The organism is Curtobacterium sp. CFBP9011 (assembly GCF_034045095.1).
Taxonomy (GTDB): domain Bacteria; phylum Actinomycetota; class Actinomycetes; order Actinomycetales; family Microbacteriaceae; genus Curtobacterium.
Genome location: NZ_JAXCWN010000001.1, coordinates 197,300 through 217,668, shown reverse-complemented (window position 1 = coordinate 217,668; position 20,369 = coordinate 197,300). Strand labels below are relative to the sequence as shown.

Annotated in this window: 22 protein-coding genes; 13 read left to right on the top strand and 9 right to left on the bottom strand. The window is 71.8% G+C overall.

The genetic code is table 11. From position 1 onward, the window contains the following. Position 1: 1 nt before the first annotated feature. Both SOM35_RS01065 and SOM35_RS01060 read left to right on the top strand, forming a co-directional pair. On the top strand, positions 2 to 226 hold the full coding sequence (locus SOM35_RS01065) for a DUF3107 domain-containing protein (RefSeq protein ID WP_111075648.1): 225 nt from the start codon (positions 2 to 4) through the stop codon (positions 224 to 226). A 10-nt stretch (positions 227 to 236) separates the two neighbouring features. After that, positions 237 to 533: a hypothetical protein gene (locus SOM35_RS01060; protein WP_320514018.1), complete on the top strand. Its 297-nt coding sequence runs from the start codon at positions 237 to 239 to the stop codon at positions 531 to 533. A gap of 53 nt (positions 534 to 586) precedes the next feature. Here SOM35_RS01060 and SOM35_RS01055 read toward each other — a convergent pair whose 3' ends face one another. After that, on the bottom strand, positions 587 to 1,297 hold the full coding sequence (locus tag SOM35_RS01055) for a ferritin-like fold-containing protein (RefSeq protein ID WP_253467774.1): 711 nt from the start codon (positions 1,295 to 1,297) through the stop codon (positions 587 to 589). A gap of 88 nt (positions 1,298 to 1,385) precedes the next feature. On the opposite strand from SOM35_RS01055, the gene SOM35_RS01050 reads away from it, so the two are divergent. Next, entirely contained in the window at positions 1,386 to 2,966 is a 1,581-nt protein-coding gene (locus tag SOM35_RS01050) for a DEAD/DEAH box helicase (RefSeq protein ID WP_320514015.1), read from the top strand. 120 nt (positions 2,967 to 3,086) lie between these two features. On the opposite strand, the gene SOM35_RS01045 is transcribed toward SOM35_RS01050, so the two are convergent. Then, entirely contained in the window at positions 3,087 to 3,959 is an 873-nt protein-coding gene (locus tag SOM35_RS01045; protein ID WP_320514014.1) for a PHP domain-containing protein, read from the bottom strand. 42 nt (positions 3,960 to 4,001) lie between these two features. Further along, the gene (locus SOM35_RS01040; protein WP_320514013.1) at positions 4,002 to 4,433 is read right to left on the bottom strand and encodes a hypothetical protein; all 432 of its coding nucleotides are present in this window, start codon (positions 4,431 to 4,433) and stop codon (positions 4,002 to 4,004) included. A gap of 233 nt (positions 4,434 to 4,666) precedes the next feature. Between SOM35_RS01040 and SOM35_RS01035 the strand changes: the two genes are divergently transcribed. The 4 genes from SOM35_RS01035 to SOM35_RS01020 all read left to right on the top strand — a co-directional run bounded on the left by SOM35_RS01035 (position 4,667) and on the right by SOM35_RS01020 (position 7,487). Beyond that, positions 4,667 to 4,894: a hypothetical protein gene (locus tag SOM35_RS01035; protein WP_320514012.1), complete on the top strand. Its 228-nt coding sequence runs from the start codon at positions 4,667 to 4,669 to the stop codon at positions 4,892 to 4,894. 110 nt (positions 4,895 to 5,004) lie between these two features. Beyond that, positions 5,005 to 5,469: a hypothetical protein gene (locus tag SOM35_RS01030; protein ID WP_320514010.1), complete on the top strand. Its 465-nt coding sequence runs from the start codon at positions 5,005 to 5,007 to the stop codon at positions 5,467 to 5,469. A gap of 49 nt (positions 5,470 to 5,518) precedes the next feature. Beyond that, positions 5,519 to 7,003 (top strand): aminopeptidase P family protein, encoded by a 1,485-nt coding sequence (locus SOM35_RS01025; RefSeq protein WP_320514009.1) that lies wholly within the window; start codon positions 5,519 to 5,521, stop codon positions 7,001 to 7,003. A 10-nt stretch (positions 7,004 to 7,013) separates the two neighbouring features. After that, positions 7,014 to 7,487: a GNAT family N-acetyltransferase gene (locus SOM35_RS01020; RefSeq protein ID WP_220039231.1), complete on the top strand. Its 474-nt coding sequence runs from the start codon at positions 7,014 to 7,016 to the stop codon at positions 7,485 to 7,487. Between the two features lie 80 nt (positions 7,488 to 7,567). On the opposite strand, the gene SOM35_RS01015 is transcribed toward SOM35_RS01020, so the two are convergent. Then, positions 7,568 to 8,863: a general stress protein gene (locus tag SOM35_RS01015; RefSeq protein ID WP_320514007.1), complete on the bottom strand. Its 1,296-nt coding sequence runs from the start codon at positions 8,861 to 8,863 to the stop codon at positions 7,568 to 7,570. A gap of 92 nt (positions 8,864 to 8,955) precedes the next feature. Between SOM35_RS01015 and SOM35_RS01010 the strand changes: the two genes are divergently transcribed. From SOM35_RS01010 to SOM35_RS01000, 3 genes are read left to right on the top strand one after another with little or no spacing between them, the layout of a single operon-like run. Beyond that, positions 8,956 to 10,287, top strand: coding sequence for a magnesium transporter MgtE N-terminal domain-containing protein (locus tag SOM35_RS01010; protein ID WP_320514005.1), 1,332 nt, complete (start codon positions 8,956 to 8,958; stop codon positions 10,285 to 10,287). Positions 10,288 to 10,333: 46 nt separating this feature from the next. Further along, a complete protein-coding gene (locus SOM35_RS01005; RefSeq protein ID WP_260497432.1) occupies positions 10,334 to 10,894 on the top strand; it encodes a DUF1003 domain-containing protein in 561 nt (186 codons plus the stop codon). Beyond that, positions 10,887 to 12,047, top strand: coding sequence for an Mrp/NBP35 family ATP-binding protein (locus tag SOM35_RS01000; protein WP_320514003.1), 1,161 nt, complete (start codon positions 10,887 to 10,889; stop codon positions 12,045 to 12,047). The genes SOM35_RS01005 and SOM35_RS01000 overlap by 8 nt, the downstream gene beginning before the upstream one ends. A gap of 45 nt (positions 12,048 to 12,092) precedes the next feature. Here the strand turns inward: SOM35_RS01000 and SOM35_RS00995 are convergent, their stop codons facing one another. After that, positions 12,093 to 12,467: a twin-arginine translocase TatA/TatE family subunit gene (locus tag SOM35_RS00995; RefSeq protein ID WP_166779649.1), complete on the bottom strand. Its 375-nt coding sequence runs from the start codon at positions 12,465 to 12,467 to the stop codon at positions 12,093 to 12,095. Positions 12,468 to 12,530: 63 nt separating this feature from the next. On the opposite strand from SOM35_RS00995, the gene SOM35_RS00990 reads away from it, so the two are divergent. After that, a complete protein-coding gene (locus tag SOM35_RS00990) occupies positions 12,531 to 13,163 on the top strand; it encodes an O-methyltransferase (RefSeq protein WP_111075728.1) in 633 nt (210 codons plus the stop codon). A gap of 36 nt (positions 13,164 to 13,199) precedes the next feature. On the opposite strand, the gene SOM35_RS00985 is transcribed toward SOM35_RS00990, so the two are convergent. The 4 genes from SOM35_RS00985 to dapE all read right to left on the bottom strand — a co-directional run bounded on the left by SOM35_RS00985 (position 13,200) and on the right by dapE (position 16,704). Continuing rightward, positions 13,200 to 13,871: an AAA family ATPase gene (locus tag SOM35_RS00985; protein ID WP_320514513.1), complete on the bottom strand. Its 672-nt coding sequence runs from the start codon at positions 13,869 to 13,871 to the stop codon at positions 13,200 to 13,202. Between the two features lie 229 nt (positions 13,872 to 14,100). Beyond that, positions 14,101 to 14,271, bottom strand: a complete 171-nt coding sequence (locus SOM35_RS00980; protein WP_017887054.1) for a DUF3117 domain-containing protein — start codon at positions 14,269 to 14,271, stop codon at positions 14,101 to 14,103. 106 nt (positions 14,272 to 14,377) lie between these two features. Next, positions 14,378 to 15,625, bottom strand: coding sequence for a mannosyltransferase family protein (locus SOM35_RS00975; protein ID WP_320513968.1), 1,248 nt, complete (start codon positions 15,623 to 15,625; stop codon positions 14,378 to 14,380). Then, the gene (dapE, locus tag SOM35_RS00970) at positions 15,622 to 16,704 is read right to left on the bottom strand and encodes a succinyl-diaminopimelate desuccinylase (protein ID WP_221849965.1); all 1,083 of its coding nucleotides are present in this window, start codon (positions 16,702 to 16,704) and stop codon (positions 15,622 to 15,624) included. The genes SOM35_RS00975 and dapE overlap by 4 nt, the downstream gene beginning before the upstream one ends. A 160-nt stretch (positions 16,705 to 16,864) precedes the next feature. On the opposite strand from dapE, the gene dapD reads away from it, so the two are divergent. Both dapD and SOM35_RS00960 read left to right on the top strand, forming a co-directional pair. Continuing rightward, positions 16,865 to 17,839 carry a 2,3,4,5-tetrahydropyridine-2,6-dicarboxylate N-succinyltransferase gene (gene dapD, locus SOM35_RS00965; RefSeq protein ID WP_320513965.1) on the top strand — a complete coding sequence of 325 codons (975 nt, stop codon included), beginning with the start codon at positions 16,865 to 16,867 and terminating at the stop codon, positions 17,837 to 17,839. Positions 17,840 to 18,472: 633 nt separating this feature from the next. Then, positions 18,473 to 20,350 (top strand): M60 family metallopeptidase, encoded by a 1,878-nt coding sequence (locus SOM35_RS00960; protein ID WP_320513964.1) that lies wholly within the window; start codon positions 18,473 to 18,475, stop codon positions 20,348 to 20,350. Positions 20,351 to 20,369 lie beyond the last annotated feature (19 nt).

Sequence of the window (20,369 nt, the reverse complement as noted above, 5' to 3'; positions counted from 1 at the left end):
CGTGGACATCAAGATCGGCATCATCAACAGCCCCCGCGAGATCAGTTTCGAGACGGCGCAGACCGCCGACGAGATCGAGACCGCCGTGGCTGACGCGCTCGCGGCCAAGGCGACGCACATCTCCCTCACCGACGACAAGGGCCGCCGGTTCATCGTGCCGGTCGGATCGCTCGCGTACGTCGAGGTGGGCGCCGAAGAGTCGCGCCGCATCGGCTTCTTCGCCTGACGCTCCCCGCATGGAGCTCCTCTTCGCCGTGCTCGGCGGGATCCTCCTCGGGGCGGTCGCCCACGTCGTCGTGCCCTGGCGCACGACCCGTGGGGTGCTGATCGGCCCCGTGGTCGGCGGCATCGTCGCGGCCGTCCTGTGGGAGGCCCTGACCTGGGCCGGCTGGTCGTACGGCGGGACCTGGATCTGGGTCGTCGCCCTGGTGGCTGCTGCCGCCGCCGCGCTCGTCGTCGAGGTGGTGCTCGGCCGACGCCGCACCGCAGCGGACGACGCGCACTACGAGCGGATGGTCAAGCAGGGCGCCTAGCGCAGCTGCGGACCACGCCGCCGGCGTCGGCGCTCGCTCAGGCGGCCAGGCCGTCAGGCGGTCAAGCCGAGGGCGTCCATCCGGCGGGTGTGCGCCGCGATGAGTTCGGTCCAGACCGGCTCGAGCCGCTCCTGGTCCTCCCGGGCGTGGGACGCCAGCGCCGACCGGGCCACGAGCAGCGTGTCGCCCACGAGCCGTCGGCCCCACATCGCCAGACGGGACGCCACGACCGGGTCCTCGTCGATCCGGGCGGTCAGTTCCTCGACCACCGCGGGCTCTTCGCGGGTGTCGAACACCGTGCGCAGGCGCTGCCGCACGTCGATCGGCAGCGACCGCAGCAGGTTGGCGAACAGGTCGTTGAGGATGCCGGCGGTGACGTACCCGGTGAGCATCGACTCGTACCAGTCGGCACCGCTCGTACGCTCGAGGAAACGGTCGATCGCGTCCCGGTGCGGGGCCATCAGATCGGCTGGCTCCTTGCCGCCACGCTCGATCTCGGCCACGATGGCACGGTGCCGCTCGAGAGCGGTCGTCGCGAGCACCCCGGTGACCAGACGGCCCGAGAGCGTCGGCGCACCGGCGCCGGCACGGCCCATGGTCTCGTACAGCGACAGCTGCAGGTAGGCCGCCTGGCCGAGGTAGACGTCCAGCTCAGGGCTGACGTCGTCCAACTGCAGACGCTCGACGGTCCCGCTGCGCGGGTTCCGCGACGCGAGCCAGGTTGCAGCGAGTTGCCCAGCACGCTTCCGGTTCCACCACGACACCACCCGCCCAGCATACGGGTCGGGTGATACCCCTCCGGCACGTCGGTAGACTGGCCCGGACTCCTCCCCACGAACAGGGTGAACTTCTTTGACTTTCTCAGAACTCCAGATCGAGCAGGACATCGTCGATGCGCTCGCGAGCAAGGGCATCATCGAGCCCTTCCCGATCCAGCAGCAGACGATCCCGCTCGCCCTGACCGGCCAGGACATCATCGGTCAGGCCAAGACCGGCACCGGCAAGACCTTCGGGTTCGGCCTGCCGCTGATCCAGCGCATCGGCGCTGACCCCGCACCGGGTGTGAAGGCGCTCGTCGTCGTCCCCACCCGCGAGCTCGCCGTGCAGGTGAGCGAGGACCTCGAGTCCGCGATGGTGAACCGTCCGACCAAGCTCGTCTCGATCTACGGCGGCAAGGCGTACGAGGGCCAGGTCGAGCAGCTCAAGGCCGGCGCGCAGATCGTCGTCGGGACGCCCGGTCGTCTCATCGACCTGCAGCGTCAGCGTCTCCTCGACCTCTCGCACGTGCAGGAGATCGTCCTCGACGAGGCCGACCGGATGCTCGACCTCGGGTTCCTCTCCGACATCGAGCGGATCTTCCAGGCCGTGCCCGAGGTGCGGCACACGATGCTGTTCTCGGCGACGATGCCGGCACCGATCGTCGCGCTCGCCCGCCGCTTCATGTCGCGACCGGTGCACATCCGCGCGACGGACCCCGACGAGGGTCTGATGCAGGCGAACATCAAGCACGTCATCTACCGCGCGCACTCCCTGGACAAGGACGAGGTCATCGCCCGCATCCTCCAGGCCGAGGGTCGCGGCAAGACCGTCATCTTCACGCGCACCAAGCGTGCCGCCGCCCGCATCGTCGAGGAGCTGAAGGACCGCGGCTTCAACGCCGCCGCCGTCCACGGTGACCTCAACCAGGAGCAGCGCGAGCGTGCGATGGCCGCCTTCAAGGCCGGCAAGCGCGACGTCCTCATCGCGACCGACGTCGCCGCCCGTGGCATCGACGTGGACGACGTCACGCACGTCATCAACCACACGATCCCGGACGACCCGGACACGTACCTGCACCGCGCCGGTCGCACCGGCCGCGCCGGCAAGACCGGCATCGCGGTCACGTTCGTCGACTGGGACGACCTGCACAAGTGGACGCTGATCGACAAGGCGCTCGAGTTCGGCATCCCCGAGCCCGTCGAGACGTACTCGTCGTCCCCGCACCTCTTCACCGACCTGGACATCCCGGTCGGCACCAAGGGCCGCCTGCCCGGCACGACCTCGCACGCCGCCACCGCCGGCACCGAGAAGTCGTCGGCCGGTTCGCGATCGGGCTCGCGCTCGGGCTCCGACTCGCGCTCCGACTCCGGCTCGCGTTCCGGCAGCGCCGGCGAGTCCCGGTCGCGGAACCGCACCCGGTCCGCCGGGTCGGAGTCGTCCGGCTCGCGTCGCGGCTCCGGTGACCGTCCGGCAGCGGAGCGCACCGCGCCCGCCGAGGACGCGCAGGACGTCACCACCGCCGCTGGCACGGTCGAGGGTGCTCCGGCCCCCGCCGCCGGTGACGAGTCGGGTGACGGCACGCAGAAGCGTCGTCGCCGCCGTCGCCGTCGTGGCGGCAGCGGACCGTCGGAGGCGACCGCCTCGGCACCGCAGGGTTCCTCGGACGGCGAGTAGCGCCTCCAGGTCGATCGGCCCCGTCACCTCGGTGACGGGGCCGTCGTCGTCCCACGGTCCGGAGAGGTCCGGTCCGCGTCGTGCGGACGGGAGGCCCGTGGCCGGCCATGCAGGACGGCGTCAGGCTAGGCGGGACCCCGGCCCGACCACCGGCTCGCTGCCGGTGGCCTGCTCGACGATCGCGTCGAACGACCGGCGGCACGTGCGGTGCTCGCCGAGGCGGTTCGGCTTGCCCTCGCCGTGGTAGTCGCTCGACCCGGTGACGAAGAGCCCGAACTGCTGGGTCCAGTCCAGCAGGGTGCGCTTGCCGTGCGCCTGGTTCTCGCGGTGGTCGACCTCGAGGCCGGCGAGACCCGCGTCGACGAGTTCGCGGAGCATCGGCTCGTCGATCACGATCCCCCGGGACGAGGCTGCCGGGTGGGCGATCACGGGCACCCCACCGGCGGCACGGATGAGCTCGACGCCGCGCAGGGGCGACGGGGCGTCGTGCGGCTGGTAGTAGCCGGAGGACGGGTGGAGGATGCCGCGGAACGCCGCACTGCGGTCGGACTCGAGGCCGAGCCGCACCAGCGCGTCGGCGATGTGCGGGCGGCCGATGGTCGCCCCCTCGCTCGACTCGGCCAGGACGTCGTCCCAGGTGATCGGGTGGTCGCGGCCGATCGCGTCGACCATGCTGCGGGCCCGGGTGAGGCGGCCGTCACGGATCGCGGTGGTCTCGGCGACGAGACCCGGGTCCTCCGGGTCGACCAGGTAGCCGAGGACGTGCACGCTCCGCCAGCCGATCCGGGTGCTGAGCTCGAGCCCCGGCACCAGCGTCATCGGCAGCTGCCGGACGGCTTCGGCGGCCTCGTGCCAGCCCGCGGTGGTGTCGTGGTCGGTCAGGGCAACGCCGTCGAGGCCACTGGCCGCGGCGGCCCGGACCAGCTCCCCCGGGCGCTCGGTGCCGTCGGAGACGCTCGAGTGAGCGTGCAGGTCGATGAACGGATCAGGCACCCCGTCATGCTACCGACAGGTCACCAGCCGGTCGGACGCCGTTCACAGACGCGGTTCGCCGGCCGTGCGCTCGGCCGCTGCGGACCAGCCGTGCCCCGCGGACCAGGAGAGCGTCACCCAGCATCCGGGGGCTCCACGTGTGACGGGGTGGACGATGACGCCGATGGTCTCCGGGACGACGACGGCGTCGAACGTCACCCGCGCCTCCGCGTCCGGCCGCACGGCGAGTGCCGGAGCACACGTGCGCCACGCCGTCGCCGCGGTCGCCCGCTGTCCCCGGCTGACCGCCGCGTCGAAGCGACGCTCGTCGTGGTGCCGGAGCCCGTCGACGGCAGCGCGCCGGGCGTGCAGCCCGGACGCCGTCGACGGCTCGCCGCCGACGTCGGCCGGCGTGCTGTGGACGGCGCACCCGGCCAGGAGGACCGTGGCCACGCCCGCCACGAGGGCCGCGGTGACGCCTCGGTCTCGTCCCACGTGTGTCCTCGTCACCGCACGTCCCGTGTGCGGCGGAGCGGCGGGAGCAGGTGCATCGACGCGAAGGCGAACACGCCGAGTGCGGGCAGGAGGGCGACAGCGTGGGCGGAGGTGTGCCAGGCGATGCCGGTTGACGCTGCGCAGGTGGCCCGAGGTCGGGCCCACCGGTCGCCAGGGACGTCCCCGTCACCGCGGTGTGGACTGCGTGCCGTCGAGGTGGGATGATCCGACCCATGCAGCGGGGACAGGTCATCTGGGGTTGGGTCACGAGCATGGTGGGCTCGGTCATCGTCCTGCTGATGGCGTGGCAAGTGCTCATCGAGGGCATGTGGCTCGGCAGACAGGTCGACGTCGCCGGAAGCTACTCGTACGGGCCCATGTACGTGTCGGCCGCACTCGGTCTGGTGCTCGTGATCGGCGGAGTCGCCACCGCGATCTCCGCACGACGACTCGAGCACTGACGCGGGCGACGCCGGGGGCGACGCGCCCGCCGGTACGCTGGGCGCGCGGTGATCTCACGAGGCCGGGGCCGGCCGGATCGCCCACCATCGAGCAACCAGGGGGAACGGTCATGTCCACAGCACAGCGCGCAGCGGTACTCGCTCTCGGGATCGTCGTCCTCACCGGACTGACCGGTTGCAGCGGTGGCGGCAGCGGCGACACCGCGACGACCGCGGCCCAGCCCGAGATGTCCCAGTCCGAGCGGAAGGCGACGATCCCGGACCTCGAGAAGGAGGCCACCACCGTCGCCGAGGGCATGGTCGACGCCATGGCCGACGGCGGGACGGAGACCGGCTCGGAGTACGTGGCGGCGCACCCGCTCGCCGACCACCACTTCCTCGGCAAGTGGGAGATCGGCAAGCCGGACGCCACCGGTGCGAGCATCGGCACGGTCTGCATCGAGTACCGGCCGACGAAGGACGCCGACCCCGTCGCGATGGCGACCGCGACCGCCCAGTACGCACCAGCGAACGGCAGCGTGCGCGAGCTGCGCTACACCTCTCCGGGCGGGAACGGTCTCAACGTCGGCTGCTGAGCCCACAGCGCGCGGTGACCGGAAGCTGCACGGTGCGATGATGGGACGCATGGCCGACACCACTCCCCGCGCGACGAGCAACCGCTCCACCACTCCCGGCTCGTCCGTGTTCAAGGACCACATCGCGTCGAACTGGGCGGAGCGCGAGCGTCCGCTCCCGGCGCCCCGCGAGCAGTCCGCCTTCGCTGCCGAGCGTCGGGCGCGGCTCTCGGAGCTGCACACCGGTCGGACGCTCGTCGTCCCCGCCGGGCAGGCGAAGGTGCGCTCGAATGACTGCGACTACCCGTTCCGCCCGCACTCCACGTTCGCGCACCTCACCGGCTGGGGCACGGACACCGTCGTCGGGTCCGTCCTGGTCCTGACGCCGAACGGCAGCGGGCACGACGCCACGCTGTACTTCCGTGCGACCGCCGGCCGTGACTCCGAGGAGTTCTACGCAAACCCCGAGATCGGTGAGTTCTGGGTGGGACCGCGGCCCTCGCTGGCCGAGGTGTCCGCCGACCTGGGCCTCGCGACCGCCGACCTGGGCGAGCTCGACCGGGTCCTCGACGGCCTCGACGCCTCGGTGCTGGTCGTCCGCGACGCCGACACCGACTTCACCCGCGCCCTCGACGAGCGGCTCGGTACGACCGTCGGTGGCGCCGAGGAGCAGGACGACACCCCGGCGACGGCGGACGTGCTCTCCCGCGACCTGTCCGAGCTGCGCCTGGTGAAGGACGCGTTCGAGGTCAGCGAACTCCGCAAGGCCGTCGACGCGACCCAGCACGGGTTCGACGACGTGATCGCCGACTTCGACGCGGTCCTCGCCCACCCCCGTGGCGAGCGCATCGTCGAGGGCACCTTCAACCGCCGTGCCCGTGCGGACGGCAACACGGTCGGGTACGACACGATCGCGGCCGCCGGCCACCACGCCTGCATCCTGCACTGGACCCGGAACGACGGTGCCGTGCAGCCGGGCGACCTCATCCTCATCGACGCCGGGGTCGAGGTCGACTCGTTCTACACGGCCGACATCACCCGGACGCTGCCGGTCAGCGGCACGTTCTCCCCCGTCCAGCGGATGGTCTACGAGGCCGTCCTGGAGGCTGCCGATGCGGCGTTCGCGATCGTCAAGCCCGGCATCACCTTCCGTGAGGTCCACGCGACCGCCATGCAGGTCATCGCCCGCAAGACGGCCGAGTGGGGCTTCCTGCCGGTCTCGGCCGACGAGTCGCTCCAGCCGGAGAACCAGTTCCACCGCCGGTACATGGTGCACGGCACCAGCCACCACCTCGGGCTCGACGTGCACGACTGCGCGAAGGCCCGCCGTGAGATGTACCTCGACGGCATCGTGCAGCCCGGCATGGTCTTCACCATCGAGCCCGGACTGTACTTCCAGCAGGACGACCTGACCGTGCCGGAGGAGTTCCGCGGCATCGGCGTCCGCATCGAGGACGACATCCTGGTGACCGAGGACGGCGCCGAGAACCTGTCCGTGCACATCCCCCGGACCCCCTCGGAAGTGGAGGGGTGGATCGCCCGCACTCAGCGCTAGCCTGGGCCTCGTGAGCGCTGAAGCCCCCTCGAGCACCTTCCTGATCGACGTCGAGCACTTCGACTCGCCCGATGCCCAGCGGCTGCGTGCCGCCCAGCGCATCGAGATCGACAGCACGTACGGCGCGGACACCGAGCCCGGACCGAAGCCCACGGCCGACTCGATCGCGGTGTTCTTCGTGGCGCGGGACGGCGACGGCACCCCGGTCGGCTGCGGTGGTCTGCGGATCGTCGACGACGGCATCGCCGAGGTCAAGCGGATGTACGTCCGGACGGAGTCCCGCGGGTCGGGTGTGGCCGCGGCGATGCTGCGTCGACTCGAGGAGGCCGCGCTCGACCTCGGTTCGCCGGCCCTCGTCCTCGAGACGGGCACGGAGCAGAAGCGAGCGATCGCGTTCTACGAGCGCGAGGGCTTCAGCCGCATCGCCAACTTCGGCCCGTACGTGGGCGCCGACCGCTCGGTCTGCTACTCGAAGATCCTCTGACCAGCAGAGCGGACGACGACGGGGGCTCCTGGACCATCCGGTCCGGGAGCCCCCGTCGTCGTCAGTGTCGCCGGCCGCGCTCAGTCGCGGTGTCCGTCCTCCCGGCGAGGCGTCTCGGGTCCGTCCGTCGTCGAGTCGTCCCTGGGCTGCTGCTCGGGTTCGGGGCTGGTCGCCCGTTCCCCGTAGCGGGGGCCGTCGGTCGTGCCGAAGCGCGGCGGGGCGTCCGGCCGCTCGGGCGTCGACCCGGCGCCGTCCGTGGTCGACGCGGTACGCGGGCCGCCCTCGTTCGTGCCGTAGCGCGGTGTCGTGCCCTCGGGACGCTGGGGCGGGTTCGCACCGCGGTCACCGGAGGCGTCGCGGGCCGCACCGTCGTTCGTGCCGTACCGCGGGCCTCCCGTCGTGTCGCGGCGAGCAGTGTCCTCGGGAGTCCGACGGGTGGAGTCGTCGTCGGCGCCGTAGCGGGGGCCGTCGTTCGTGCCGTAGCGGGGGCGGCCGTCCGGTGTCGGCGCCGCCGGTGAGCCGGAGCCCGGCTGCTGGTGCGGGGTGGCATGCCCGCCGTACGGCGAGCCCTGCGGCGGCTGACCGTACTGGCCCGGCTGACCCTGCGGCGCCTGACCATACTGGCCCGGCTGACCCTGCGGCGCCTGACCGTACTGGCCCGGCTGACCCTGCGGCGGCTGGCCCTGCTGGCCGTACTCCCCGTACTGCGGCGGACGCCCCGGATTCGCACCGCCCTGGCCCGGGCCGCCCTGCGGGGAGTTCGGACGCCACGGCTGCTGGCCGACCTGGCTCTGCTGGCCGTACTGCCCGGGCTGCTGGCCGTACTGCCCCGGCTGGCCGCCCTGCTTCGCGCTGCCCGCACCCGGCTGGTCCCACGACGTGTGCTGGATCGCGCCGGCCTGCCCGAGGATGCGCTGGGCCTGCCCGGAGAGCTGCGGCTCGACGACGATCTGGTAGTTCGTGGCGAGGACCTGGTGGACGCTCGTGAAGTCCCGCTGACGCTTCGTGATGGCGAACGAGACGATGCCGTACAGCATGCCGAAGCCGGCACCGATGACCGCGGCGGCAGCGAAGAGGCCACCGGCCGAAGGTGAGAACAGGGTCAGGACGATGCCGAAGAAGAACCCGAGCCAGAGGCCGGACAGGGCGCCGGCGAGGGCCGCGCGACCGTAGGTCATCTTGCCGGTGACGCGTTCGACGGTCTTCAGGTCGTTGCCGACGATCGCCAGCTTCGCGACCGGGAAGTCCGCCTCGGCGAGCTTCGCGACCACGCGCTGTGCTTCGGGGTAGCTGTCGTAGGTGCCGAGGACGTCACCGCGGGGCAGCGTGGGGAACGCCTGTGCCGTGCGGCCGCCGAAGGGGCTCTGAGTGCTCACACAGTCATCATCCACCGGGCTCCTTGCGATCACACGAGAACCACCAGGGAAGGCGCGGCGAGTGCGCCGGGGCGAACGACTACGCTGGACGGGTGAGCGCCTCGAAGGTCTTCGTCGCCCGCTTGGCCGGGTGCTCCGTCTTCGACCCCGCGGGCGATCGGGTGGGTCGGGTCCGCGACGTCCTGGTCGTCTACCGCCGGGTCGATGCCCCACAGGTCGTCGGGTTGATCGTCGAGGTCCCCGGCAAGCGCCGCATCTTCGTCAGCATCGGCCGGATCACCTCGATCGGTGCCGGGCAGGTCATCACGACGGGCCTGGTCAACATGCGCCGCTTCGAGCAGCGCGGTGGCGAGGTCCGGGTGATCGCGGAGATCCTCGGCCGCAAGGTGCTCATCAAGAAGGAGCAGATCCGCGCGACCATCGAGGACGTCGCGATCGAGGACCACGGCCAGGGCGACTGGTCCGTCGCGCAGCTCTTCCTCCGCAAGCCGAAGACCACGCCGTCCCCGTTCGGCAAGGGCCCGACGACGTTCGCCGCCTGGAACGAGGTCACCGAGGACGAACTGCCCGGTGAGTCCCAGTCCGCCGAGCACGTGATCGCCGCCTACTCGGACCTGCTGCCCGCCGACCTCGCCTCGACCCTGCTCGACCTGCCGTCCGAGCGTCGGTTCGAGGTCGCCGAGGAACTGCCCGACAACCGCCTCGCCGACGTGCTCGAGGAGATGCCGGACCAGGAGCGGATCGAGATCCTCTCGGCGCTCCGCGACTCCCGCGCCGCCGACGTCCTCGACCAGATGCAGCCCGACGACGCCGCCGACCTCCTGGCACAGCTGCCGGACGAGCGCAGTGAGGCCCTCCTCGAGCTCATGGAGCCGGAAGAGGCGCAGGACGTCCGGATGCTGCTCGAGTACGAGCCGGACACCGCCGGTGGCCTGATGACGACCGAACCGGTGATCCTCTCGGCGGACTCGACCGTCGCCGAGGGCCTCGCACTGATCCGCCGCCACGAACTCGCCCCGGTGCTCGGCGCCGCGGTCTGCGTGACGCTGCCGCCGTACGAGCCGCCGACCGGACGCTTCCTCGGCCTGGTGCACTTCCAGCGGATGCTGCGGTACCCGCCGAACGAGCGCCTCGGTACCTTGATCGACCAGCAGACGGAACCGGTGAAGGTTGACGCGAGTGCCGCCGAGGTGACGCGCGTGATGGCGACCTACAACCTCCTGTCCGTCCCCGTGGTCGACGACGCCCACCGACTCGTCGGGGTGGTGACCATCGACGACGTCCTCGATCACGTCCTGCCGGACGACTGGCGCAGTCAGGACGAGGCCGACGCCAACCCCGGCGCGGTCTCGCGCCCACGCTCACTGACTCGCAGAGCACCGGTCACCCCGGGAAGGAGGACGACTCGTGGCACGCACGGATGAGAACCGCAGGGAACGACCCGAGGAACGTCTCGACTCCCCCAAGGGCATGCGCACCCGCGTCCTGCCGACCCGACGCCGGGGTCGTGGCGACGCGTTCGGTCGTGCGACCGAGGGCATCGCACGCGCGATGGGCACCCCCTGGTTCCTCATCGGTCTGACGCTCTTCTGCGTGCTCTGGATGGGCTGGAACATCCTGACGCCGAAGTCGTGGCAGTTCGACTCCGCCGCGATCGGCTTCACCGCGCTGACCCTCGTGCTGTCGCTGCAGGCCTCGTACGCGGCGCCGCTGATCCTGCTCGCGCAGAACCGGCAGGACGACCGTGACCGCGTGCAGTTCGAGCAGGACCGGCAGCGCGCCGAGCGGAACCTCGCCGACACCGAGTACCTCGCCCGCGAGGTCGTCGCCCTCCGCCTGGCGATGCGCGACATGGCGTCGAAGGACTTCATCCGCGCCGAACTGCGGTCCCTGCTCGAGGAACTCGACCGCCGTGACGGCGACCCCGAGGACCTCGACGAACTTGACGACCGCGAGCGGGACCGCGCGCGCAGCCAGGTGCACGACCGCGGTCGTGACCGCGGCCACGACCGTTCGGTGACGCGTGGCTGACGCCTCCCACCCGGAGGACGCGCTCGGCACGGCGGTCCTCGCTGCGCTCGGCCGCGTCATCGACCCGGAGATCCGCCGCCCCGTCACCGAGCTCGACATGATCCGTGGCGTCGACGTCCAGCCGGGAGGCACGGTGCGCGTCGACCTGCAGCTCACGATCGTGGGGTGCCCGGCCGCCGACACCATCGAACGGGACGTCCGGGCCGCCGCAGGTTCCGTCGCGGGTGTCGCGGCGGTCGACGTCGACGTGTCCGTGATGGACCCCGCCGTGCGTCGTGCCCTCACGGAGCGGCTGCGCGAGGGCCGGCCGAAGGGCGTCCAGTTCACCCCGGACTCGCTGACCCGCGTGATCGCGGTGACGAGCGGCAAGGGCGGCGTCGGCAAGTCCACGGTGACCGCGAACCTGGCGGTCGCCCTCGCCCGCCGCGGGCAGCGCGTCGGCATCGTCGACGTCGACGTGCACGGCTTCAGCATCCCGGGCCTGATGGGCCTGACCGACGAGCACGGTGTGGCGCCACGCCCGACCCGCGTCGACAGCATGATCCTGCCGCCGGTCGCCCACGAGGTGAAGGTCGTCTCGATCGGCATGTTCGTCGACGACGTCTCCACGGCGGTGTCCTGGCGCGGGCCGATGCTGCACCGCACCGTCAACCAGTTCCTGTCCGACGTGTGGTTCGGCGACCTCGACGTGCTCCTGCTCGACATGCCGCCCGGCACCGGTGACGTGGCGATCTCCGTCGGCCAGCTGCTGCCGCACGCCGAGGTCCTCGTCGTCACCACCCCGCAGGCGGCTGCGGCGGACGTGGCCGAGCGGAGCGGGATCGTCGCCCGGCAGACCGGTCAGCGGGTGATCGGCGTCGTCGAGAACATGGCGGGGCTCGTGCAGCCGGACGGCACCGTGCTGCACCTCTTCGGCGAGGGCGGCGGGGACGAGACGGCCCGGCGGCTCTCCCGCGGGCAGGACTCCCCCGTGCCGGTGCTCGGCCGGGTGCCGCTCTCGGTGCCGCTGCGTACCGGGGGCGATGCGGGCCTCCCGGTCGTCCTGGGTGACCCGACGGACGCCGCAGCGGTCGCACTCGACGCGGTGGCGGACCGACTCACCGCGATGGGTCGCGGGCTGGCCGGCCGGAAGCTCGGACTGTCGCTGTCCTGACGGTCGGCGTCTGTCGCCTCGGCGTCGGGTCCGGTCGGGTCGGCGTCAGGTCGCTTCGGCGTCGTACGGTGCGGCTTCGCCGGCGGCCAGCGGCACGATCGGCGCGGGCGCCCGGACCTTCGCCGCCGTCACGGTCGCGGCGGCCGCAGCCGCCTCGGCACCGGAGGACGGGGAGTCCAGCAGGGCGTCCCGGATGATCCGACGCGGGTCGTACTGCCGCGGGTCCAGCTTCTGCCAGTCCACGTCGTCGAAGTCGGGGCCCATCTCCTCGCGCATCCGGTCCTTCGCGGTGTCCGCGAACCGGCGGACGGCCTTGACGAAGTCGGCGAGCTTCTGGGCGTACACGGGCAGCCGCTGCGGCCCGAGCAACAGCACGGCGATGATCCCGATGAGCAGGATCTTGTCGAGCTGGATGTTCACGGGAGCGAGCCTAACGCGTGGAGTCGACGAGTCACCCGTAGAGTTGACCGACGAGGAGTGTGCGTGTCAGAGAAAGACTCGAACTGGAAGTTCGCGGAGGACATCGTCTCCGAACCCGATGGTGTCGCCCGTGCCCGTGAGCGCTCCCTCGAACTCGGGGTCGAAGCCGTCTCACCCGCGATCGGTGCGCAGATGAGCGTGATCGCCGCCGCCTCGCGCGCGACGAGCATCATCGAGATCGGCACCGGACTGGGCGTCTCCGGCCTGTACCTCCTGGCAGGTGCACCGGATGCGACCCTGACGACGATCGACGTCGAGATCGACCACCAGCAGGACGCCCGCGACGCCTTCCTCGCCGCCGGCACCGCACCCGGACGGGTCCGCCTGATCCCGGGCCGTGCGGCGCAGGTCCTGCCGCGGATGAACGACGCCTCGTACGACGTCGTCCTCATCGACGCCGACCCGGAGCACGTCATCGAGTACGTCGAGCACGGGCTGCGGCTCGCGAAGACCGGCGGCACCGTCCTCGTCCCGCACGCCCTGTGGCGCGGCAAGGTCGCGGACCCGGTCAAGCGAGACCGGGCGACGACGGACTTCCGGCTGCTCCTGACCGAGGTGTCGACCTCCGGTGCGGTCCGCAGCGCCCTGTCCCCCGCCGGCGACGGGTTGCTGCAGATGACGAAGCTCACCGACTGACACTGGTCCCCCGGCGTGCCGGCCGGGAGGCGCGACTCACCCCAGGTGGCGCAGGTACCGTTCCGGGGCCTCCAAGAACGCCCGCTGGTTCCGCACGAGGTCCAGGTCTGCCCAGTCGCTCCGCCGGATGCCCCACTCGCCGACCTCCAGCACGGTGGCGTCCGGGAACGCGGCGAGCACCGGCGAGTGCGTCGACAGGATCACCTGCCCGACGCCGTCCTCGACGATGGACTGCAGGAGCGCGATCAGCGCCAGACAGCCCGAGAACGACAGCGCCGACTCGGGTTCGTCGAGCAGCCACAGCCCGGGCCACCGCGCCCGGTCGATGACGAAGTCCAGGAACGACTCCCCGTGACTGCGCTCGTGGAACTGCGGCTCGGCACGCTTGGGGTTCGGGTTCTGCTCCAGGTAGGTGAAGAAGCCGTGCATGGTCTCCGCGCGCAGGAAGAACCCGCTGCGTGCTGCGCCGAAGTCGCGGACCAGTCGGATGTGTCGCCAGAGATCCGACTCGGACGGGCGTGTCGTGTGCCCGGACCCGGTCGATCCGCCCTCCGGAGCCATGCCGAACGCCAGCGCGATCGCCTCGACCAGCGTCGACTTCCCGACGCCGTTCTCGCCCACCAGGACCGTGACCGCGCCGAGTTCGAGGCCGTCGTCGAGGAGCTGCCGCACCGGGGCGAGCGTCGCCGGCCACTCGTCGCGCGGCATCGGGTCCGGGTCGAGGTACTCCTCGATGCGGCGGACCGGCTGGTTGCGGACGCGGTCGCGGGGCACGTGACCCATCATGCCGGGTGGGACCGACAGCCTCCAGTCCGCCGTGCGACGCGACCACCCTGCGGACGGAACGGGCCTGCAGGCGCACGGGGACGGGCCTGCAGGCGCACGGAAGGCCCGGGACGTACGCGTCCCGGGCCTTCCGTGGTGGTGCGTCGACGAACTAGGCCGAGACGACCTCAGCCAGTGCGTCGTGGAGTTCCTTGGCCTCGGCGTCGTTGACCGAGACCACCAGGCGGCCTCCACCTTCGAGCGGAACCCGCACGATGATGAGTCGACCCTCCTTGACAGCCTCCATCGGCCCGTCGCCGGTCCTCGGCTTCATTGCTGCCATCAGATGTCCCCTTTCGTGCAGTACGAACAGGGGCCATTATCCCGTAGACAGGCGTGACTGCGAAACCGCCCAGCTCGGGGGTGTTCGCCGTGGGCAGCCGGACGGGTCACGGCGGGGTCCAGTCGTACCCGTCCACCCACCAGCAGTAGTACAGCCAGGTCCACTGCAGGACGACCGCCAGGACCACCATCGCAACCCGGTAGACCCGCGATCGGGGCAGGGCGACGACGCCGAGCAGCGGGGCGATCGGCAGCAGGATCCGCCACGTGCTGGACTGCGGGAAGAACACCGCCAGCAGGTAGACCAGGTAGGCGAGACCCCAGAGCCGCAGCTCGAGTCCGATGCGCCGAGCAGCCGGCTGGAACACCACGGCCACGAAGCCGACGAGCACCACGACCAGCAGGATCGTGCCTGCCGGCTGGTGGAACCACCAGCCGAAGCCCTGCACCCAGGGGGCGAACGGCACGAGCTCACCCCAGCCGATGTACGACGACCGCCAGGCGAGTTCGGTGTCGGTGTACGCGCGGGGCACACCGGTGGCGGCCCAGGCGATGGCGGGCCAGGCCAGGCCGACCAGCCCGGACACCACCGCGACGACCGCCGGGGCCACCGCCGTCCGCAGCGTCAGTCGCTCGGGCATCCGCAGCCAGGCCGGGCGGAGCACCCCGACGACCACGAACAGCCCCATCAGCAGGGCGAACGCCAGACCGGTCGGACGAGTGATGCCGAGCAGCAGGACCACGGGCAGCATCGCCCAGTACCGCCGCTGCACCAGGAGCAGCAGCGCCACCAGCAGGAGCAGCAGCCCCATCGCCTCGGCGTAGGCCACCTGGAACATCACCGAGACCGGCGCGAAGCAGAACAGCACCGTGGCGAAGGTCGCCCGCGCCGGATCGAGGAAGCGCCCCATCAGCCGGCGGAAGACCAGCGCCGCACCCCAGCCGGCGAGCAACGACACCGCGACGGCGACCAACTCGAACGAGGCACCCGTGACCGTCATGAGCGCCCGCACCGTGAACGGGTACGCGGGCATGAACGCCCACGCGTTCTCGGTCACGTGCCCGGCCGCGTCCACCGGCAGCGTCGACGGGTAGCCGGACGCTGCGATCACCCGGTACCAGGCGCCGTCCCAGATCGACGCGAACGACAGGTACGACGGGCGCTGCACCGTGAACGAGTTCGCGGTCTGGATCTGGGCGAAGCCGGTCATCAGCACCGTCGTCACGACGCGGGAGAGCGTGTAGACGACTGTGATCCGCAACCACCAGGGCAGCAGCCGCCACCGGACGACCACCCACGTCAACGCCGCTCCTGACGACCGTGCACGCTGCGCGGCCCAGGAGGCGGTGGTCACGCCGTCAGCCACCGCCGCAGTCCGTCCTCGACGGCCGTGATCTGGGCGACGGGCACCTGCTCGTCGTCGTGGTGCGCGAACACCGGCTCGCCGGGACCGTAGTTGACCGCCGGCACACCGAGCGCCGAGAAGCGGGCGACGTCGGTCCAGCCGTACTTCGGGCGGGGTTCGGGGCCGCCGACAGCGGCGACGAACTGCTGCGCGAGCGGGGCGTCGAGGCCCGGGCGGGCACCGGCGGCCAGGTCGACGATCGTCACGTCGTAACCGTCGAACAGCTCGCGGATGTGCGCCACCGCTTCGTCGGCGGAGCGCGAGGGTGCGAAGCGGTAGTTGACGTGGACCATCGCCTCGTCCGGGATCACGTTGCCGGCGATGCCGCCCGAGATGCCGACGGCGTTGAGTCCTTCGCGGTACTCGAGGCCGTCCACCGTCACGGTGCGCGGCTCGTACGCGGCGAGGGTGGCCAGGATCGGGGCGGTCTTGTGGATCGCGTTGTCGCCGATCCAGCTGCGCGCACTGTGGCTGCGCTTGCCGGACGTGCGGACCTCGGCGCGGAGGTTGCCGTTGCAGCCGCCCTCGATCTGCGCTCCCGACGGCTCCCCCAGGATCGCGAAGTCACCGGCGAGCAGCTCCGGCCGTGTGCGGGCCAGACGCCCCAGGCCGTTCAGTGCGTCGCTGACCTCTTCGTGGTCGTAGAAGACCCAGGTCACGTCGACGTTCGGCGCGACCAGGTCCACGGCGAGCTTGAGCTGCACCGCGCAACCGGCCTTCATGTCGACCGTCCCGCGGCCCCAGAGGATCTCGGTGCCGTCGTCGGCGGTGCGGAACTCGGTCGGCAGGTTGTCGTTGAGCGGCACCGTGTCGATGTGACCCGCGATGACCACCCGGCGGTCACGGCCGAGCTGCGTGCGGGCGACGATGGCGTCCCCGTCGCGGACCACGTCGAGGTGGTCGAGCGGGGCGAGGGCGGCCTCGATCGCGTCGGCGAGCGCGCCTTCGTTGCCGGACACCGATTCGATGTCGCAGATCGCGCGGGTGATGTCGATGGACGAGGCAGAGAGGTCGAGCGGCTGCGGCATGCGGGCAGCCTACCGATCGTTCCCCGCAGGTCGGCGGTTCTGCACAGGCCCACAGGTCAGTTCCCGTCATCCGTTCTCCTCCTGTCGCGCTCTGGTCGGAGTTCTCCACAGGAGTCCGGGTGGACGGTCTCCCGGACGGGCCGCTCGGTACCCTCGGAGGGTGACCGAGACGACTCCGCAGCCTGCCCCGCCCCGCCCCACGCACGCCTGGGGTCACGGCCTCGCGACGATCGCCGCCGACGGCACCGTGCTCGACACCTGGTTCCCCGCGACCTCCCTCGGGTCGCTGCCGTCCGATGCCGCGGTCCCGGCCGAGCTCACGGCGGCTGCCGGCGACGACCCCCGCCGCGACGTCCGCATCGAGACGACCACCGTCGAGATCGTCATCGACGACGCTCCCGCCAGCACGCCGGACGCGTACCTGCGCCTGCACCTGCTGAGCCACCTGCACGTGCGCCCGAACGAGATCTCGCTCGACGGCGTCTTCGGACACCTGCCGATCGTCGCGTGGACGAACGCCGGCCCGGTGCACCCCGACTCCTTGACACGGCTTCGTCCGGGCCTGCAGCGCGCCGGCATCGCCGTGCACGCGATCGACAAGTTCCCACGCCTGCTCGACTACGTCGTCCCGGACCGGGTCCGGATCGGTGACGCCAACCGCGTCCGCCTCGGCGCCCACCTGGCACCGGGCACCACGGTCATGCACGAGGGGTTCGTCAACTTCAACGCGGGCACCCTGGGCGACGCGATGATCGAGGGCCGTGTCTCGCAGGGCGTCGTCGTCGGCGCGGGCACCGACGTCGGCGGCGGCGCCTCGATCATGGGGACGCTCTCCGGCGGCGGCACCCACCGCGTCCGACTCGGCGCGCGGGCCCTGCTCGGGGCGAACGCCGGACTCGGCATCTCCCTCGGCGACGACTCCGTGGTCGAGGCCGGGCTGTACGTCACCGCGGGCACCAAGGTCGTCCTGGTCGGTGCGGCCCCGAACCCCGCCGGCACCCCGCGCACTGTGAAGGCCGCCGAGCTGTCGGACGCGCCGAACGTCCTGTTCCGTCGCAACTCCCTGACCGGTGCGGTCGAGGCGCTGCAGCGGAAGGGCGAGGGGATCCAGCTCAACACGGCGCTGCACGCCTGACCGGGGGCGCCCAGCAGGACCGCACGTCGGTCTCGGGCGTACCAGCGCGACCGACGGGAGGCCCGTCACACGTCCGACGGGCGGGTGACGGGCCTCCCGTCCGTCCGCGCACCTGACGCGCGCCGAGCGGGAGCCGCGCGCCCTCCCGCGAGCGGGCGGAATGCCAAGGCACCGCACGAACGGACGCCTTCCGGAGCGCGAGCGGGCGAAACACCAGGGCAGCGCGCCGCCGACCCCTGGTGCTCCGCCCGCTCGTACCCACCCGCACACTCACGAACGGGACGCCCCCCACCCCGGAGCGCGAGTGGGCGAGATGCCAGGGCACCGCGCCGCCGAGCCCTGGTGTTCCGCCCGCTCGCGCACCCACCAACCCGACCAGCCCATGAGCGGCCGACCGCTGGCAGCGCGGGCAGCGCTGGCAGCGCCGGCAGCGCGGGCGGGCCTCTCGGAGCGCGAGCGGGCGGAATGCCAGGGCACCACGCCTCCGGACCCTGGCATTCCGCCCGCTCGCGCGGTCCGAAGCTCCGGCACGCCCCCACCCCAGGACCACGCAGTGTCACCGATCGGAGACGTCCCGCGGCCGACGGCCCGTGACAGGCTCCCGACGGCCCTGTCCCGACCGAAGGAGTCGTCATGACCCCGCTCTCCCCCATCTCCCGCCGCGCCGCTCGCATCGGCACCTGTGGACTCGTCCTCGCCTCGACCGTGTTCGGCACGGTCCTCGTCCCGGCAGCCGCGCAGGCCGCACCCTCCCCTGACGTCACCGCGTCCCTCCGCACCACGGTCGTCTCCGCCGCCGTCACGGACGCGGTGTTCACCTTCCACAACGCCGGGGCGACTCCGGCCACCCCGTCCGTCGAGTTCGACCTGGCGACGGGGATGGTGCACAACCGCCTCGGTGCCCGGGTCGACATGGCGACTGACGGCACCCACGTGCGGATCGCGCCCTCGGGAACGCTCGAACCGGGCTCGACGGTCGAGGTGCCGCTGTACCTGCTCAACGCCGCCGGTGCCCTGCCGGAGCGCTGCTCCGTCGACGGTGCCGCCGTGACCGGGTGCTCGGCCGACGACGCGAGCGAGACGCCCGGAACCGAAACGCCCGAAACCGAAACCCCCGGCACCGAAACCCCGGGCACAGAAACGCCCGAAACCGAAACCCCCGAAACCGAAGCCCCCAGCCCCGAAACCCCCGGCACCGAAACCCCCGCCGAACCCGAGGACGGCGACACCCAGCTCCCCACCCCCGAGCACACCTGGCCCACCGTCACGAGCGGCCACACCGACGTCCCCGTCATCCCCCTCGGCAGCGCCGCCGCCGCACAGGAACGTGACGGCACCCAGGCGGCACGGAGCGACCTCCGCCAGGCCGGCCGCTGGATCCGCGCACACCAGACGTTCGTCGTCGAGGTCCCCGAGGGCGTCACCGACGCCGAGGTCGCGATCGGGCAGCACGGAACCTACTTCGGCGTCAACGGCTGCCGCGACCTGGGCGTCGCCACCCAGGCGCTGCACCCGGGCCAGAACCTGATCACCGCGCCGCACGACGGCCTGGTCGGCATCATCGACCGGAGCACCAGCGACCGGGGCACGATCGTGGTCCGTGGCGGGGCGCCCGTCCCGACCTTCGTCGCCGGGGTCACCGCCCGCGCGGACTTCGACACGCAGCTGCAGAACTGGGACCGTTCGCCGTTCTTCTCCCTGATCGGCGAGCGCGTGCAGGCGGACGTCCTCCGTGCCGACGCGACCTCGCCGAGGAGCGACCAGAACGAGGAGCTCATCGCCGGCGACGACCTGGACGTCCGGATGGCCCGCTGGGACGCGACGGTCCGAGCGAACGAGCGGTTCTGGGGCGTCGAGGACACCGGTCACCGCGTGCACATCGAGACCCCGAGTTACGGCGTCGCCGGTGCGAACGCGCCGACCGACGTCCACCCGGGCTGGGTGGCGTTCCCGACCGACTCCGCGTCGCCGCACCACCTGTTCACGAGCGACGGCTCCGCGGCCGGCGAGCAGGCGCTCCGGAACGCGTTCGGTCGGGTCTTCCAGCAGGACGCCCTGCGGTGGACGAACGACCGGGGGCAGACCGACGGAACGATCTCCCAGGACCTGGCGAGCGTCGTCCTCGAAGAGCAGGTGCACCAGCGCAACCCGCTGGACTCGTGGCGCGCGAAGGTCGAGCAGTTCCGTCAGCAGCCGGTCGCCGAGCGTGACTTCTGGTCGAACCAGATGAACGGGATGACCCGGCACCTGGTCTTCGACCAACTCCGCCGCGCCTACGGCGAGGACTTCATCGCCACCGTCTCCGCGCGCGTGCGTTCGGACGTCGCGGCGGGCAGCGACCGGGAGGCACGCCGCGCCTTCGTCCTGCAGGCCACGCACGTCGCGGGGCACGACCTCACCCCGTTCTTCGAGCAGTGGGGCGTCCAGGTGGAGGACGACCTCCGCCCGCACCTCGCGGAGTACCCGGCGCTCGAGACGCCGATCTGGGACGACTTCGACGCCCTGGACTGAACGGACGGGAGGCCCGTGG

Coding starts and splice junctions, on each gene's coding strand:
- SOM35_RS00980 (WP_017887054.1), bottom strand. CDS start 14,271: ATGGCAGCAATGAAGCCGAGGACCGGCGACGGGCCGATGGAGGCTGTC.
- SOM35_RS00985 (WP_320514513.1), bottom strand. CDS start 13,871: ATGCCGCGCGACGAGTGGCCGGCGACGCTCGCCCCGGTGCGGCAGCTC.
- dapE (WP_221849965.1), bottom strand. CDS start 16,704: ATGCCGCAGCCGCTCGACCTCTCTGCCTCGTCCATCGACATCACCCGC.
- SOM35_RS01035 (WP_320514012.1), top strand. CDS start 4,667: ATGCAGCGGGGACAGGTCATCTGGGGTTGGGTCACGAGCATGGTGGGC.
- SOM35_RS00960 (WP_320513964.1), top strand. CDS start 18,473: ATGACCCCGCTCTCCCCCATCTCCCGCCGCGCCGCTCGCATCGGCACC.
- SOM35_RS01060 (WP_320514018.1), top strand. CDS start 237: ATGGAGCTCCTCTTCGCCGTGCTCGGCGGGATCCTCCTCGGGGCGGTC.
- SOM35_RS01005 (WP_260497432.1), top strand. CDS start 10,334: ATGCGCACCCGCGTCCTGCCGACCCGACGCCGGGGTCGTGGCGACGCG.
- SOM35_RS01025 (WP_320514009.1), top strand. CDS start 5,519: ATGGCCGACACCACTCCCCGCGCGACGAGCAACCGCTCCACCACTCCC.
- SOM35_RS01030 (WP_320514010.1), top strand. CDS start 5,005: ATGTCCACAGCACAGCGCGCAGCGGTACTCGCTCTCGGGATCGTCGTC.